The organism is Thauera phenolivorans, assembly GCF_001696715.1.
Classification (GTDB): domain Bacteria; phylum Pseudomonadota; class Gammaproteobacteria; order Burkholderiales; family Rhodocyclaceae; genus Thauera; species Thauera phenolivorans.
In genome coordinates, this window is record NZ_MBFM01000006.1 from 100,484 (window position 1) to 115,092 (window position 14,609).

14 protein-coding genes and 1 pseudogene are annotated in these 14,609 nt (G+C 69.5%); 6 read left to right on the top strand and 9 right to left on the bottom strand.

Features of this window, described 5'->3' with window-relative positions; all coding sequences use genetic code 11:
• The 4 genes and pseudogenes from BB334_RS18050 to BB334_RS16435 form a co-directional block, all read left to right on the top strand.
• Positions 1-258, top strand: a pseudogene (locus BB334_RS18050) (alkene reductase); the annotation flags it as partial.
• Positions 259-273: 15 nt separating this feature from the next.
• Positions 274-675 (top strand): HU family DNA-binding protein, encoded by a 402-nt coding sequence (locus tag BB334_RS16425; RefSeq protein WP_269799010.1) that lies wholly within the window; start codon positions 274-276, stop codon positions 673-675.
• Positions 676-1,150: 475 nt separating this feature from the next.
• The gene (locus BB334_RS16430; protein ID WP_068809582.1) at positions 1,151-2,452 is read left to right on the top strand and encodes a DEAD/DEAH box helicase; all 1,302 of its coding nucleotides are present in this window, start codon (positions 1,151-1,153) and stop codon (positions 2,450-2,452) included.
• 130 nt (positions 2,453-2,582) lie between these two features.
• Positions 2,583-4,373: an ABC transporter transmembrane domain-containing protein gene (locus BB334_RS16435; RefSeq protein WP_068809583.1), complete on the top strand. Its 1,791-nt coding sequence runs from the start codon at positions 2,583-2,585 to the stop codon at positions 4,371-4,373.
• A gap of 6 nt (positions 4,374-4,379) precedes the next feature.
• On the opposite strand, the gene BB334_RS16440 is transcribed toward BB334_RS16435, so the two are convergent.
• Together BB334_RS16440 and leuA are read right to left on the bottom strand one after the other, a co-directional pair.
• Positions 4,380-4,889 (bottom strand): DUF3025 domain-containing protein, encoded by a 510-nt coding sequence (locus BB334_RS16440; protein WP_083200481.1) that lies wholly within the window; start codon positions 4,887-4,889, stop codon positions 4,380-4,382.
• The gene (leuA, locus tag BB334_RS16445) at positions 4,886-6,589 is read right to left on the bottom strand and encodes a 2-isopropylmalate synthase (protein ID WP_068809584.1); all 1,704 of its coding nucleotides are present in this window, start codon (positions 6,587-6,589) and stop codon (positions 4,886-4,888) included. Before leuA ends, BB334_RS16440 begins: the two co-directional genes overlap by 4 nt.
• A 169-nt stretch (positions 6,590-6,758) precedes the next feature.
• Between leuA and BB334_RS16450 the strand changes: the two genes are divergently transcribed.
• Both BB334_RS16450 and BB334_RS16455 read left to right on the top strand, forming a co-directional pair.
• The gene (locus tag BB334_RS16450) at positions 6,759-7,241 is read left to right on the top strand and encodes an Lrp/AsnC family transcriptional regulator (protein ID WP_198531282.1); all 483 of its coding nucleotides are present in this window, start codon (positions 6,759-6,761) and stop codon (positions 7,239-7,241) included.
• A 66-nt stretch (positions 7,242-7,307) separates the two neighbouring features.
• Entirely contained in the window at positions 7,308-8,063 is a 756-nt protein-coding gene (locus BB334_RS16455; protein WP_068809586.1) for an SEL1-like repeat protein, read from the top strand.
• Positions 8,064-8,069: 6 nt separating this feature from the next.
• Here BB334_RS16455 and nusB read toward each other — a convergent pair whose 3' ends face one another.
• From nusB to BB334_RS16490, 7 genes are all read right to left on the bottom strand, one after another.
• On the bottom strand, positions 8,070-8,567 hold the full coding sequence (gene nusB / locus BB334_RS16460) for a transcription antitermination factor NusB (protein ID WP_068809587.1): 498 nt from the start codon (positions 8,565-8,567) through the stop codon (positions 8,070-8,072).
• Complete coding sequence (gene ribH, locus BB334_RS16465; RefSeq protein WP_068809588.1) at positions 8,564-9,067, bottom strand: 6,7-dimethyl-8-ribityllumazine synthase; 504 nt, start codon at positions 9,065-9,067, stop codon at positions 8,564-8,566. The genes nusB and ribH overlap by 4 nt, the downstream gene beginning before the upstream one ends.
• Before the next feature lie 14 nt (positions 9,068-9,081).
• The gene (gene ribBA, locus BB334_RS16470; RefSeq protein ID WP_068809589.1) at positions 9,082-10,170 is read right to left on the bottom strand and encodes a bifunctional 3,4-dihydroxy-2-butanone-4-phosphate synthase/GTP cyclohydrolase II; all 1,089 of its coding nucleotides are present in this window, start codon (positions 10,168-10,170) and stop codon (positions 9,082-9,084) included.
• A 38-nt stretch (positions 10,171-10,208) separates the two neighbouring features.
• On the bottom strand, positions 10,209-10,820 hold the full coding sequence (locus BB334_RS16475; protein ID WP_068809590.1) for a riboflavin synthase: 612 nt from the start codon (positions 10,818-10,820) through the stop codon (positions 10,209-10,211).
• An 85-nt stretch (positions 10,821-10,905) separates the two neighbouring features.
• Positions 10,906-12,717 (bottom strand): protein-disulfide reductase DsbD, encoded by a 1,812-nt coding sequence (gene dsbD, locus BB334_RS16480; protein ID WP_068809591.1) that lies wholly within the window; start codon positions 12,715-12,717, stop codon positions 10,906-10,908.
• 38 nt (positions 12,718-12,755) lie between these two features.
• Positions 12,756-13,091 (bottom strand): divalent-cation tolerance protein CutA, encoded by a 336-nt coding sequence (gene cutA / locus BB334_RS16485; protein ID WP_068809592.1) that lies wholly within the window; start codon positions 13,089-13,091, stop codon positions 12,756-12,758.
• Between the two features lie 216 nt (positions 13,092-13,307).
• Entirely contained in the window at positions 13,308-14,504 is a 1,197-nt protein-coding gene (locus BB334_RS16490) for an IS256 family transposase (protein WP_068809541.1), read from the bottom strand.
• Positions 14,505-14,609 lie beyond the last annotated feature (105 nt).

The window sequence follows — 14,609 nt, forward strand, 5'->3', positions numbered from 1 at the left end:
CTGGCGGAGGTCGCGCCGCACTTCCGCCCGATTGCGCAGATGCCGATGGTCGCCAACGGCGCCTTCGACGCCCGCAAGGCCGAAGCCTGGCTCGAGGCGGGCTGGTGCGATGCAGTCGCCTTCGGCAAGCCCTTCATCTCCAACCCCGACCTCGTCGAACGCTTCCGCCGCGGCGTGCCACTCGCCGCATGGGATGCGGATACCTTCTATCAGGGTGGCGAGCGAGGCTTTGTGGACTATCCTGTTCTCGGGGCGTGAATGCTGCGTCGCGGTATGGCAGGAGCGCACGAAAGTCCCGAAATTGCTGGTCTTCCGGCCCGCCGGCCGCTTGCGGGGGTGCTAGAATCCCGCCGGTCTAGCCGTCTTTCATCCAAACACACCAAATCGAGGAAAAGCATGAACAAAGGTGAATTCGTCGAAGCCCTGGCCGACCGCCTGGATTTGTCCCGCGCGCAGGCCGACCGCGCCCTGTCCGCTGTGCTCGATATCATCTCCGAGCAGCTCGCCGAGGGCGGCAAGGTGTCCTTCACCGGGTTCGGCTCTTTCGAAGTCTCGGAGCGCGCCGCGCGCACCGGCCGCAATCCCCAGACCGGCGCCGCGATCGAGATCGCTGCCTCCAACGTGCCCAAGTTCACGGCCGGCGCGACCCTGAAGGCGAGCGTCAACGCCAAGTAAGTCGAGGCGCCCCAGAGCGCATCGCAGTCCCGAGAAACGGCCCGGCGCTTCGTGCGCGGGCCGTTTTTCGTTTTTTTTCATCGACTTCGAGACCTGACCGGGAAAGTCCGTTATACTTGCGCTCGTTGTGCAATGCAGCAGCAGGGCCGAAGCATCACCGTTGCGGACCATCCGTCCGCCGATTCCGGCCCGAGGGACTGTAACCACAGCCCCATCGCCCCCGACCTCCCGCCGAACTCCATTCGTTCTTCCGATCGTCTGGCATCGTGACAACCGGTTGGTGCCGATGCGCGGTCGACCCGGCTACCGCCGAGCGACCGGCCACGCCCATCGCGCGTTCGTCGCCCTTGCGATCCGACCGGCGTGCCGACTTCGTCCATCCGCGAAGAAGGCGCCGCGCGATGCCATGCGACCCGCTCCCGCGGGTCCGAATCCGTCCGGCCACAAGCCGGCCAGACCTACAGGAAGAACCCCAATGACGTTCCACAGCCTCGGCCTCGCCGACGAACTCCTCAAGGCCATCGAGCAGACCGGTTACACCACGCCGACCCCGGTGCAGCTGCAGGCGATCCCCGCCGCGCTCGCCGGTAGCGACCTGCTCGTGTCGAGCCACACCGGCAGCGGCAAGACCGCCGCGTTCACCCTGCCCGCGCTACACAGGATCATCGACCGCCGCCCGGCTCAGGGCAGCGGGCCGCGCGTGCTGGTGCTGACCCCCACCCGCGAGCTCGCCCAGCAGGTCGAGAAGGCGGTGCAGACCTACGGCAAGGCCTTGCGCTGGCTCAACACCGCCTGCCTCGTCGGCGGCGCGCCGATGTTCGCCCAGATCAAGCAGCTGCAGCGCCAGTGCGATGTCGTCGTCGCCACCCCGGGCCGTCTGCTCGACCACCTCAACCGGCGCAAGATCAAGCTGTCGGACGTCGAGGTGCTGATCCTCGACGAGGCCGACCGCATGCTCGACATGGGCTTCGCCGAGGACATCGACGCCATCGTCGCCGCCACCCCGGCCAAGCGGCAGACCCTGCTGTTCTCGGCCACCCTCGACGGCGTGGTGGGCAACCTGGCCTCGCGCCTGACGCGCAACCCGCAGCGCATCGAGATCGAGGTCGCGCAGGAAGATCGTGGCCAGATCGAGCAGCGCCTGATGTTCGCCGACGACCTCGGCCACAAGAGCCGCCTGCTGCACGCCCTGCTCGGCGAGGACGGGATGAACCAGGCGGTGGTGTTCACCGCCACCAAGCGCAGCGCCGACGAGCTGTCGCTCTCCCTGCAGGAGAAGGGCATCGCCGCCGCCGCGCTGCACGGCGACATGCACCAGACCCAGCGCAACCGCACCCTCGACCGCCTGCGTCAGGGCCGGATCGGCGTGCTGGTGGCGACCGACGTCGCCGCCCGCGGCATCGACGTCGCCGGCATCAGCCACGTCATCAACTTCGATCCGCCGCGCCAGGCCGAAGACTATGTGCACCGTATCGGCCGCACCGGCCGTGCCGGCCGCGACGGCGTCGCGATCACCCTGTCGGGTCCGCGCGAGACCGGCCTGATCCGTGCGATCGAGCGCTTCACCGGCGACCGCCTGGCGGTGCACACCATCCCCGGCATGGAGCCGTCGCCGCGCAAGCCGGCCGGCCCGCGTCCGGCCGGCAGCGCGCGTCGCCCGAGCGGCGGCGGCTACGGCCGTCCGGGTGGTGAGGCGCGTCGCGGCGGCTACGGCCGCGACGGCCAGTCCTCGGGCCGCGGCTACGGCGATCGCCGCGAGCGCGCCGCCCGCGGCTGATCCCGCTCCTCGGCAGCATGAAAGATCCCGCGCAAGCGGGATTTTTTTCGTCCGTCCGTATCGTCGCCACGCCCACGCCCACGCCCACGCCGGTGCCGGTGCCGGCGCGCCCCGGCCGCATAATGGACGCATGGCCACCGATCCCCGTCCTGCGGCGCCGCGCCCGGTATCGACCCTGCGCGGGCTGTTGCCCTTCCTGCGCCCCTACCGCGCGCGGGTGGTGCTCGCCTTCGTGCTGCTCAGCCTCGGCTCGGCCACCATCCTGGTCGTCCCGCTGGCCTTTCGCGACCTGATCGACGCCGGCTTCGGCAGCGGCGTGCCGGCCGGGGGCGGCCTGCTCGGCACGCGCGGGCCCGATGCGCACTTCGTCCTCCTCTTCGGCCTCGCCGCGTTCTGGGCGCTGGTGGTGGCGGCGCGCTACTACACGGTGTCGTGGGTGGGCGAGCGGGTCGCCGCCGACCTGCGCAACGCGGTCTACGCGCGGGTCCTGCGCCAGTCGCCGCAGTTCTTCGAGACCCTGCAGACCGGCGAGGTGCTGTCGCGGCTCACCGGCGACACCACGCTGATCCAGGCGGTGGTCGGCAGCTCGGTGTCGATGGGCCTGCGCAGCCTGTTCCAGTTCGTCGGCGGCATGCTGATGCTGGCGGTGACCAGTGCCTGGCTGTTCGGCCTCATCGTCGGCCTGATGGCGGTGCTCGCGGTGCCGATCGTCCTCGTCGGCCGGCGCGTGCGCAGGCTGTCGCGCGAGTCCCAGGACCGCATCGCCGACGCCTCGGCGCTCGCCGCCGAGGTCCTCAACGCGATGCCCACGGTGCAGGCCTTCACCCAGGAGCGCAACGAGGCGCGCCGCTTCGCCGCGCGCACCGAGACCGGTTTCCGCACCGCGGTGCGGCGCACCCGGGTGCGGGCGGCGATGAGCGCGCTGATCATCGCCGCGGTGATGGGCACGATCATCTTCGTGCTCTGGATTGGCGCCCGCCAGGTGCAGGCCGGCGACCTCAGCCTGGGCGAGCTCGGTGCCTTCATGCTCTATGCCGCGCTGGTCGCAGGCGGTGCCGGCACCCTGGGCGAGGTGTGGGGCGAGGTGATGCGAGCGGGCGGTGCCGCCGGCCGCCTGCTCGAGCTGCTGCACGCCGAGCCGGCGATCCGCGATCCGGCCGTCCCGCGCACGCCGCCGCGCGCGGTTCAGGCGGGGATCGTGTTCGCGCATGTGGTCCTGCGCTATCCGGCGCGGCCGGCGGTGCGTGTGCTCGACGACGTCTGCCTCGAGATCGCCCCCGGCGAGCGGGTGGCCCTGGTCGGACCCTCGGGAGCGGGCAAGACCAGTCTGTTCCTGCTCCTGCTGCGCTACTATGAGGTCTCCGCCGGCGCGATCCGGATCGACGGCGAGGACATCCGCCAGCGCTCGCTCGGGGCGCTGCGCGCCGACATCGCGATCGTGCCGCAGGAGCCGGTGATCTTCTCGGCGAGCGCGCTGGACAACATCCGCTACGGCCGGCCCGCGGCGAGCGACGAGGAGGTCAAGTCGGCGGCGCGCGCGGCGGCGGCCGACGAGTTCATTACCCGCCTGCCCGAGGGCTACGACAGCTTCCTCGGCGAGCGAGGCACCCGCCTGTCGGGCGGGCAGCGCCAGCGCATCGCGATCGCACGTGCGATCCTCAAGGGCGCGCGCCTGCTGCTGCTCGACGAGGCGACCAGCGCGCTCGACGCCGAGTCCGAGCGCCACGTGCAACGCGGCCTCGCGGCGGCGATGGAGGGGCGCACGACGCTGATCATCGCCCACCGCCTGGCGACCGTGCAGCAGGTCGACCGCATCGTGGTGATCGACGGCGGGCGCATCGTCGAGACCGGTACCCCGGCCGACCTGCGCCGTCAGGGCGGGCTGTACGCCCGGCTGGCGGCGCTGCAGTGGGAGGTGTGAGCGGGCTCAGGCGCGGCGCGCGCGCGGGGCGGGGCGAAACTGGCGCGGATCGCGGTAATACTCGGCGTGCTCGCTGTCGGCGGTGACGCCCGGGATGCCGAGCAGCGGCAGCGGCGACAGGCTGCGCGGGGACAGGGACGGGAAGCCGGCGCGCAGCTGCGCGGCGAGCCAGGCGTCGGTTTCGGCGAGGGCCTCGGGCGCGGGCAAGGCCAGCCAGCCGGGCTCGACCCGGCGATACACCGCCTTCGCGCACAGGCCGAAGAAGGGCGCCCGCAGCTGGTCCCAGCTGCCGTGGCCGAAGACGAGGAAGCGGGTGGTCGCGCGCAGCCGCGCCCGCCGCCGCCAGAAGGCCTGCTCCCAGGCGTGGGCCGCGAGCAGATCGGGGATCTCCGCGTCCGCCGAGACGACGATGCCGCATTCGTCGAACTGGGTGAGGGCATCGCGCCGCCGGCCGCCCCGTCGCCCGACCGGATCTCCGGCACGGCCTAGCCCCTCGCCTCGCAGTCCCCGCCTCAGGCCGCCCGCACCGCCCTCGCCGGCTGCAGGCGATTGACCCCGCTGATGAGGGCGCGGATCGAGGCGGTGACGATGTTGCCGTCGATGCCCACCCCGTAGCGCTCGCCACCTTGTGCGCCGAGCTCGATGAAGGCGCAGGCCTGCGCGTTGCCGCCGTCCTCGCTCGGCGCGATCGAGCGCTCCTCGTAGCTGCGCACCTGGACCTCGATGCCCGCGCCGCGCAAGGCATGGACCGCGGCGTCGATCGGGCCGTTGCCCTCGCCGACCAGCAACTGGCGGCTGCCCCCGATCTCGACCGCGAGGCGGATGCCCTGGGCCTTGCCGTGCTCGAACAGATGGTGCTCGAGATAACGCACCGGCGCCACGCCGTCGAGATAGGTGTGGGCGAAGAGCTGCCAGATGTCGGCCGCGCTCATCTCGCCGCCGCTGGCGTCGGTCGCCTGCTGCACCTCGCGCGAGAACTCCACCTGCAGCCGGCGCGGCATCACGATGCCGTACTCGGTTTCGAGCAGGTAGGCGACGCCGCCCTTGCCCGACTGGCTGTTGACCCGGATCACCGAGTCGTAGCTGCGGCCGACATCCGCGGGGTCGATCGGCAGGTAGGGCACGTTCCACGGACGAGTTTCACCGTCGACGGCCTTTTGGGCCGCAAATCCCTTCTTGATGGCGTCCTGGTGGGAGCCGGAGAAGGCGGTGAACACGAGATCCCCCACATAAGGATGGCGCGGGTGGATCGGCAGCTGGTTGCAGTACTCGACGGTGCGCGCCACCGCGTTGATGTCGGAGAAGTCGAGCCCGGGCGACACGCCCTGGGTGTACATGTTGAGCGCCAGGGTGACGAGGTCGACGTTGCCGGTGCGCTCGCCGTTGCCGAACAGGCAGCCCTCGACCCGGTCGGCACCCGCCATCATGCCGAGCTCGGCGGCGGCGACGCCGGTGCCGCGGTCGTTGTGCGGATGGAGCGAGAGGATCACGCTGTCGCGGCGGGCGAGGTTGCGGTGCATCCACTCCACCTGGTCGGCATAGACGTTGGGGGTCGCGACCTCCACCGTGGCGGGCAGGTTGAGGATCACCTTGTCGTCCGGGCTCGCACCCCATTCGGCGGTGACCGCGTCGCACACCTCCTTGGCGAAGTCGAGCTCGGTGGCGGAAAAGGTCTCCGGGCTGTACTGGAGCACGATCTCGGTGCCCGAACTCGACTTCAGCTCGGCGGCGAGCTCCTTGATCAGGCGTACCGCGGAGACGGCGAGCGCCACCACCTGCGGCTTGTCCATGCCGAACACGACTTCGCGGAAGGTCGGCGAGGTGGCGTTGTACACATGCACGATCGCGCGCCGCGCACCGCGCACCGACGCCAAGGTGCGGCGGATGAGATCCTCGCGCGCCTGGGTGAGCACCTCGATGGTGACGTCCTGCGGAATGTGCCCGCCGTCGATCAGCCTGCGCACGAAGTCATAGTCGGTCTGCGAGGCCGAAGGGAAGCCGACCTCGATCTCCTTGATGCCGATGTCGCACACGGTGCGGAACATGCGCATCTTGCGCTCGACGCTCATCGGCTCGAACAGGGCCTGGTTGCCGTCGCGCAGGTCGGTGCTCATCCAGATCGGCGCGCGCTCGATCACCTTGTTCGGCCATTGGCGGTCGGCGAGCGAAATGGTGGGGAAGGGGCGGTACTTGGCGGCGGGGTCCTGCAACATCATGGCGCTGTCCTCGTGGGAATGCGTGGTTCGATGCCGAACAGTCTACGCGCCGGCGTGCGGCATAGGCTTGCATTGTTGCGGGCTTGACCCGGTATTTTGCGCAGAAATGGGCGTTTGACCTTTTTTCTGTGCAAGAATCTGCCGTCCATTGGAAAGACCGGAGCCGATCATGCAGCTCGACCGCCACGACCGCCTGATCCTCGAGGTGCTGCAGCAGGATGCGCGCATCAGCAACCAGGATCTCGCCGAGCGCATCGCGCTGTCGCCCTCGTCCTGCCTGCGCCGGCTGCGCGCGCTCGAGGAGGCGGGCCTGGTGCGCGGCTATCGCGCGCTGCTCGACGCCCGCAAGCTCGGCCTGTCACTGATGGCGCTGATCCACATTTCGATGGACCGTCACACGCCGGAACGCTTCGAGCGCTTCGAGGCCGAGGTCGCCGCCACCCCCGAGGTGCTCGAGTGCCTGCTGATCACCGGCCAGGAAGCCGACTACCAGCTCAAGGTGGTGGTCGCCGACATGGACGCCTATCAGGAGCTGCTGCTGAACCGGATCACCCGCATCCCCGGCGTCACCGGCGTGCATTCGAGCTTCGTGCTGCGCCGGGTGGTGGACCGCACCGCGTTGCCGCTCGGGGAGGCGCGCCGGGCTTCCTGATCGGGGCCGCACTGGTTACACTCGGCAACCACAGGGACATATCGGCGCTGCCGGGAAAGATCATCCATGTCGTCAGCCACAGAAGTCGTCTGCCCCAAGTGCAAGAGTTCGCGATACCGGCTGTCGCGCTGGCACTCGTACGACGAAAAGCATGCCCATCCGCACGCGTCCGCCTATCGTTGCCTCAATTGTTCGCACCGCTTCATCGTCGACCATGTCGCGCCGGTGCGCAGCCGGCCGGTGTTCGTGATCGCTGCGCTGGTGGTGGTGGTCGCGGTCGCCGTGGTCGGCGCGCTCGGGCTCGACGGGGTCCGGCTGGCGGCGCCCGAGCCTGCTGCGGAAGGCGTCGATTCGGTGACGATGCAACGGGCGCAGGCGGGCGACGCCGATGCCCAGCTGAAAATGGCCAGGCTGCTGCTGCTCGACGCCGAATTCAACCCGGCGAGCACGAGGGAGGCGGTCGCCTGGCTGCAGCAGGCGGTCGAGGGCGGCAACACCGGGGCGATGGTCGAGCTCGGCCGCGTCTATCGGACCGGCGTGGGCGTGCTGCAGGATTACCAGCAGGCGACCAGCTGGATTGAGCGGGCGGCGATGGAGGGCGACGCCGAGGGCATGCTCGAGCTCGGCCGGCTGTATCGCGAGGGGGTCCTGCTCAAGCGCGATCCGGTGCTCGCCTACGTCTGGTTCAATCGCGCTGCGACCGCGCTCAACATGGCCGCGGTGCGCGAGCGCGACGAGATCGCCCGCCAGCTCAGCCCGACCGAGCTCGCCGAGGGGCAGCGGCGCTCGGCCGAGCCGGTCGCCACCGCCGTGCCCCGCTAGGCGGGCTCAGCGCTTCGCCCTGCGCGACGCCTCGAACTCTTCCGGGCGCAGGCGGGCGGCGAGCTTGTCGAGCACGCCATTGACGAACTTGTGGCCGTCGGTGCCGCCGTAGCCCTTGGCGAGCTCGATCGCCTCGTTGATCACCACCCGGTAGGGCGTTTCGAGGTTGTGGCGCAGCTCGTGCGCGCCGAGCAGGAGGATCGCGTGCTCGATCGGCGACAGCTCGCTCACCGGGCGGTGGATCAGGGGCGAAAAGGCTTCCCGCAGCGTGTCGACGTTCTCCAGGGTGCCGCGCAGCAGGCCGACGAAGAGCTCGCGGTCGAGCTTGTCGAGGTTCTCGCTCTCGCTCTCGAGGTGTTTCTGCACCGCGGTCATCGAGTTGCCCGACAGCAGCCACTGGTACACGCCCTGCAGGGCGAGTTCGCGCGCCCGGCGGCGTGCCATCTTGCTCGTCGGGTTGGGCGCGGGCGCGCCCTCGGGTGCGGTGTGGTCGATGTCGCTCATCGGACGGCCTTCAGCAGATTCGCCATTTCCACCGCGGCGCGGGCGCAGTCGGCGCCCTTCTCGCGCATGCGGGTGATCGCCTGGTCCTCGTTCTCGGTGGTCAGCACGCCGTTGGCGATCGGGATGCCGGTGTCGAGGCCGACGCGGGTGACGCCCGCGCCCATCTCGTTGGAGACGAGCTCGAAGTGGTAGGTTTCGCCGCGGATCACCGCGCCGAGCGCCACCAGGGCGTCGAAGCGGCCGCTCTTGGCCATCGTCTGCAGCACGAGCGGGATCTCCAGCGCGCCCGGCACGGTGACGATGCGGATGTCGCCGCGCGCCACGCCGAGTTCGAGCAACTCGTCGGTGCAGGCCGACAGCAGGCCCTCGCAGATGTCGAGGTTGAAGCGCGCCATCACGACGCCGACGCGCAGGCCGGCGCCGGCGAAGTCGGGGTCGATCTCGGCGATGCCGTCGTAGCGCGACTGGCGGCGGGCGTTTTCGGGTTGGTTGCGTTGCATGGCGTTTCCTGCGTTCAGTTCTTGTCGACGAAGCCGGTGATCTCGAGGCCGAAGCCGGTCATGCTCGGGATCTTGCGCGGGCTGGCGAGCAGCCGCATCTGGCCCACCTTGAGCGCGCGCAGGATCTGGGCGCCGACGCCGAACAGGCGGGCGTCCCACTTCACCGGGCGGTCCTGGGTGCCGTTGAGGCTGGCGAGCAGCTCGCGGCCCGACTGCGGGCGGTAGAGCAGCACGATCACGCCGGCCTCGGCCGCCGCCACCGCGGCGAGCGCCTCGTTGATCGGGAAGCTGTGGCGATTGCTGGCCGGATCGAGGAAGTCCACCACCGAGATCGGCTCATGCACCCGCACCAGGGTCTCGCGCTCGGGCGTGATGTCGCCGCGCGACAGGGCGAAATGCACGTCGCCCGAGGTCTTGTCCTCGAAGGCGGACAGGCGGAAGGGGCCGTAGGGGGTGCTCACCTCCTTGTCGGCGACCTGCTCCACCAGGTGCTCGGTGGCGGCGCGGTACTCGATGAGGTCGCGGATGGCGCCGATCTTGAGCTCGTGTTCGCGGGCGAACTCGACCAGATCGGGCAGGCGCGCCATGGTGCCGTCGTCCTTGAGGATCTCGCAGATCACCGAGGCGGGCTCGAGGCCGGCGAGCTGGGCGAGGTCGCAGCCGGCCTCGGTGTGGCCGGCGCGGATCAGCACGCCGCCCTTCTGCGCGGTGAGCGGGAAGATGTGGCCGGGGGTGACGATGTCGTCCGGCTTGGCGTGGCGGCCGACCGCGACCTGCACGGTGCGGGCGCGGTCGTGGGCCGAAATGCCGGTGGTGACGCCGGTGGCGGCCTCGATCGAGACGGTGAAGGCGGTGCCGTGCGGGGTGCGGTTGTCGCGCACCATCTGCTGCAGGCCGAGCTGGCGGCAACGCTCCTCGGTGAGCGTCAGGCAGATCAGGCCGCGGCCGAAGCGCGCCATGAAGTTGATCGCCTCGGGGGTGACGAATTCGGCCGCCATCACGAGGTCGCCCTCGTTCTCGCGGTCCTCCTCGTCGACCAGGATGACCATTTTCCCGGCCTTGATGTCGGCGATGATGTCGGTGATCGGCGCGAGTGCGCTCATGCTGTGTCCTTTGTTCGGCGTGCTTGCGCTGCGGCGGTTCATGCCCGCGGCGACTGTTCGTCGCGCCAGGCGAGCATGCGTTCGACGTAGCGGGCGATGAGGTCGATCTCGAGGTTCACCCGGCTGCCCGCGGCAAGCTGCTTGAGGTTGGTCACCGCCACGGTGTGCGGGATCAGGTTGATCGAGAAGTCGCGTCCGTCCACCCGGTTGACCGTCAGGCTGACGCCATTGACGGTGACCGAGCCCTTCTTCGCGATGTAGCCGGCGATCTCCGCAGGGGCGCGGATCACCAGCTCGTGGCTCTCGCCGATCGGCGCGAACTTCAGCACCTCGCCGACGCCGTCGACATGGCCGGTGACGAGATGGCCGCCGAGGCGGTCGGCCAGGCGCAGCGCCTTCTCGAGATTGACCTCGTTGCCTTCGGCGTCGAGGCCGACGGTGCAGTTGAGCGTCTCGCGCGAGACGTCGAAGCTCAGGCGCGGGCCGTCGATCCCGATCACGGTGAGGCAGACGCCGCTGTTGGCGATGCTGTCGCCGATGATGACGTCGGACAGGTCGAGGCCGCCGCTGTCGACGGTCAGGCGGACGCCGTCCGCGAGCGGGGTGATGCGTTCGATGCGGCCGCAGGCGGCCACGATGCCGGAAAACATGAAAGGCCTGCCGGAATAGGGAAACGTCGAATTGTAGGCGAAAAAGCCCGCGAAAGCCGACCCTGGAGCGACCGCGCGGGCGCGCTCAGCTGCCGAGGGCGCGGTCGAGCACCGCGCCGAACGGCGCCGCCTTCATGAAGCCCACCACCCGCAGGCCCTCGCGTTCGCCCCCTTCGGCGTCGAAGAAGATGATGCCCGGCGGCCCGAACAGGCCGAAGCGCTTGAGCAGCGCCTTGTGCTCATCGTCGTTGGCGGTGACGTCGGCCTTCAGCAGCAGCATGCGTCCCATGCGCTCGGCCACCTGGGGGTCGCTGAAGGTGAAGCGCTCCATCTCCTTGCACGACACGCACCAGTCGGCATAGAAGTCGAGCATCACCGGGCGATCGGTGGTCTCGAGCCTGGCCTCGAGCTCGGCCAGCGTGTTCACCTTCTCGAACTGCGGCACGGCGGCACGCGTGCCGGCCTCGGCGCGCAGCACCGCGAGCGGCTGCAACGGGTCGCGCGAGCCGGCCAGCGCGCCCACCAGCATCGCCGCGCCGGCCAGCAGCAGCACTACGCCGACGCCCTTCCAGAAGCGCTGCCAGCCCTTCGCCTGCGGCGGCAGCGGGTCGAGCGCATGGAGGAAGATCGCCGGGAACAGCAGCAGCGCCGTCCAGCCCAGCATCACCGCCAGCGGCGGGATCACCGGGGTGAGCATCCACAGCGCGACCGCGAGCAGCATCACGCCGAAGGCTTTCTTGACGCCTTCCATCCACGGCCCGACCTTGGGCAGCAGGCTGCGCGAGGCCACGCCCACCGCGAGCAGCGGCGCGCCCATGCCGAGCGCCATCACGAACAGCGCCCAGCCGCCCAGCACCGCATCGCCGGTCTGCGCGATGTAGAGCAGGGCGCCGGCCAGCGGCGCCGCCACGCAGGGGCCGACGATCAGCGCCGACAGTACGCCCATCACGGCCACGCCGCCCACGCTGCCGCCCTTGCCGTGGCTGGCGGTGGTGGCGAGCCGGCTCTGCAGCGCGGTGGGCAGCTGCAGCTCGTAGAAGCCGAACATCGACAGCGACAACAGCACGAAGATCAGCGCGAACACCGACAGTACCCATACGTTCTGCAGGGCCGCGCTCAGCATCGTGCCCGACAGGCCGGCGGCGACCCCCGCCAGCGCGTAGGTCACGGCCATGCCCAGCACGTAAGCGAGGGAGAGCGCGAAGGCGCGCGTGTGCGAGACCTTGTGGCCCTGGCCGACGATGATGCCCGACAGGATCGGGATCATCGGGAAGGTGCACGGGGTGAAGGCGAGCAGCAGGCCGAAGCCGAAGAAGCTCAGCAGCACCAGGGGCACGCTGGCGCCGACGAGCAGGCGGGCGATGTCGCCGCTCTCGTCGCCGGCGACGCCGCCGTCCGTCGCCGCAGTGGGACTGGCGGCGCCTGCGCGGCCGGCGAGCGCGCGCTCGAGCAGTCCGCCCCCCAGCGCCACCGGCGGTGCGGCGAGGTCGATCGCGGCGGTCTGCGGCGTCGGCGGATAGCAGATGCCGCCGTCCCAGCAGCCCTGGCTGCTGACCGTCAGCGTGAAACGGCCGAGGCCCTCGGGCGCAACCACCGGCAGCAGCAGGCGCAGGCGGCCGCGGTGGGTCTCGACCTTGCCGAAGAAAGCGTCGTCATGGATCTCGCCGGCCGGCTTGTCCATCGCGCCGAGCTGCACCGTGCCGGGGTCCGCCTCGAAGCGGAACTTGTCGCCGTAAAGGTAGTAGTCCTTGGCGATGTCGAACACCACCTCCACCGTGCCCGCGTCGAGCGCCTGCGCCTGCATCGCGAAGGCCTTCTCGGGGGCGATCGGGTTGGCCTGGGCGGCGGGGGAAAGCAGGCTCGCGAGCAGGGCGAGCAGCAACAGCAGTCTTTGCATCTTGGTTCGCTTGTGGAGGCCGGGCGGAAGCGCGCGCCTCAGTCGGTTTCGGCTTCGGTTTCGGACGCGACCCAGGCGAGGTAGGCCGGGAGGCCGCGCTCCACAGGGACCGCCACGATCTCGGGAAGTTCGTAGGGGTGGGCGGCGAGGATCGCGGCCTCGAGCGCGGGATAGCGCGCGGCGCTGGTCTTCAGCAGCAGCGGCACCTCGCTCGTGGTCTCGAGCGCGCCCTGCCAGCGATAGACCGAGGTGCACCCGGGGAGGACGTTGGCGCAGGCGACGAGACGCTGCGCCACCAGGCGGGCAGCGAGCTTCGCCGCCGCCTCGGCGTCGGGCAGGTTGGTCAACACGAGCAGGGTAGCGGTGGCGGACATCGGCTGTCTCGGCGTACGGCAGGGGCGCCATTGTCCCAGACTTGCCGGCGGACAGAACTGTCGCCGGTCAAACCCAGCGCGAGAACGGCGATGGTGCCCCCGAGAAGTTGTGTGCGTCAAGTTGTGCAAAAGGGTTGATCAGGTATTCGGTTGATTCCGGGTTGCCGTGGTCGGCGCGCAGGGCGTAGCCCGGAGCGCCGACCACGGCGGCGGCCGTCAGGCGGCCAGTCTCAACAGCTCCTTCTTCTGCTCGGCCAGCAGTGCCATGTTCAGGTAACGGTTGTCCTCGAGCCACGTCTCGTGGGTTTCGACGCACAGCGCCCGAATCAGCCGCAGACACGACTCGGTGTTCGGGAAGATCCTCACCACGCGCGTGCGCCGCTTGATCTCCTCGTTGAGGCGCTCGAGCATGTTGGTGCTCTTCAAGTGCTTGTGGTGCGCCCGGGGCAGCCGGTAGAAGCTCAAGGTTTCGCCGATGTTGCTCTCGGCCCAGTCGACGAGCTTCGGGTACTTGCCCTGCCACTTGGTGATCCACGCCGCCAGATCGCGGTTGGCTTCCTGCAAGTCGCGCCGGTCGTAGATCCAGCGCAGCTCCTGCAGACAGTCGTCGTCGGCCTTCCTGGGCAGGTAATCGAGCGCGTTGCGCAGGAAATGCACATAGCAGCGCTGCCATGCCGCTTCGCACAACACCTCGCTGATCGCCTTCTTCAGGCCCGCGTGGTCGTCCGAGACCACGAACTCCACGCCGGTGAGCCCACGCTCCTTGAGCCGCAGCAGGAAGTCCTTCCAACTGCTCAGGCTCTCCCGGTTTGCCGTCTCGACCGCCAGCACCTGACGCTGCCCCTCCCAGTTGATGCCAATGGCGATCTGCACCGCCATCGAGCGGATCACACCGTCCTCGCGCACCTTCTCGTAGCGCGCATCCAGAATCACGTACGGATACGCCTCTTCCAGTTGCCGGCTGGCAAAGCGCTCGAGCGCCTCGTCCAGGCTCTTGTTGATCGCCGAGATGGCCGAGGCCGAGAAGCTGTGCCCGCACAGCTCTTCGGTGATCGCCTTGACCTTGCGGGTCGAGACACCCTGCACGTACATCTCGGCCAACGCCGCCACCAGCGCCTTCTCGCTGCGCGCATAGCGCTCAAACAGTGCCGTCGAGAATTCGCCGCTGCGGTCGCGCGGCACCCGCAGTTCCAGCTTGCCGATCCGCGTCACCAGCCCCCGGTGGTAGTAACCCGCCCGGTAACCGCTGCGCGTCTCGCTGCGCTCGCTCGGCGCCGCGCCGAGAAACTCCGTCATCTCGCCTTCGAGCACCTCCTGCAGCGCTTCCTTCATCAGCGACTTCATCAGGTCACGGTCGCCAGACACCCACTCTTTCGCCGACAACGACACCGTATTACTCTTGCTCGTGGTCATGGTTTGCCCTCCTCAGGGATCAAGGTCGATCTGCACAATCAACCTCTTACCATGACCACCCTTCTCTGCAAGCCCGTTCGGGCTTTTGCACACTGATCAGAACAC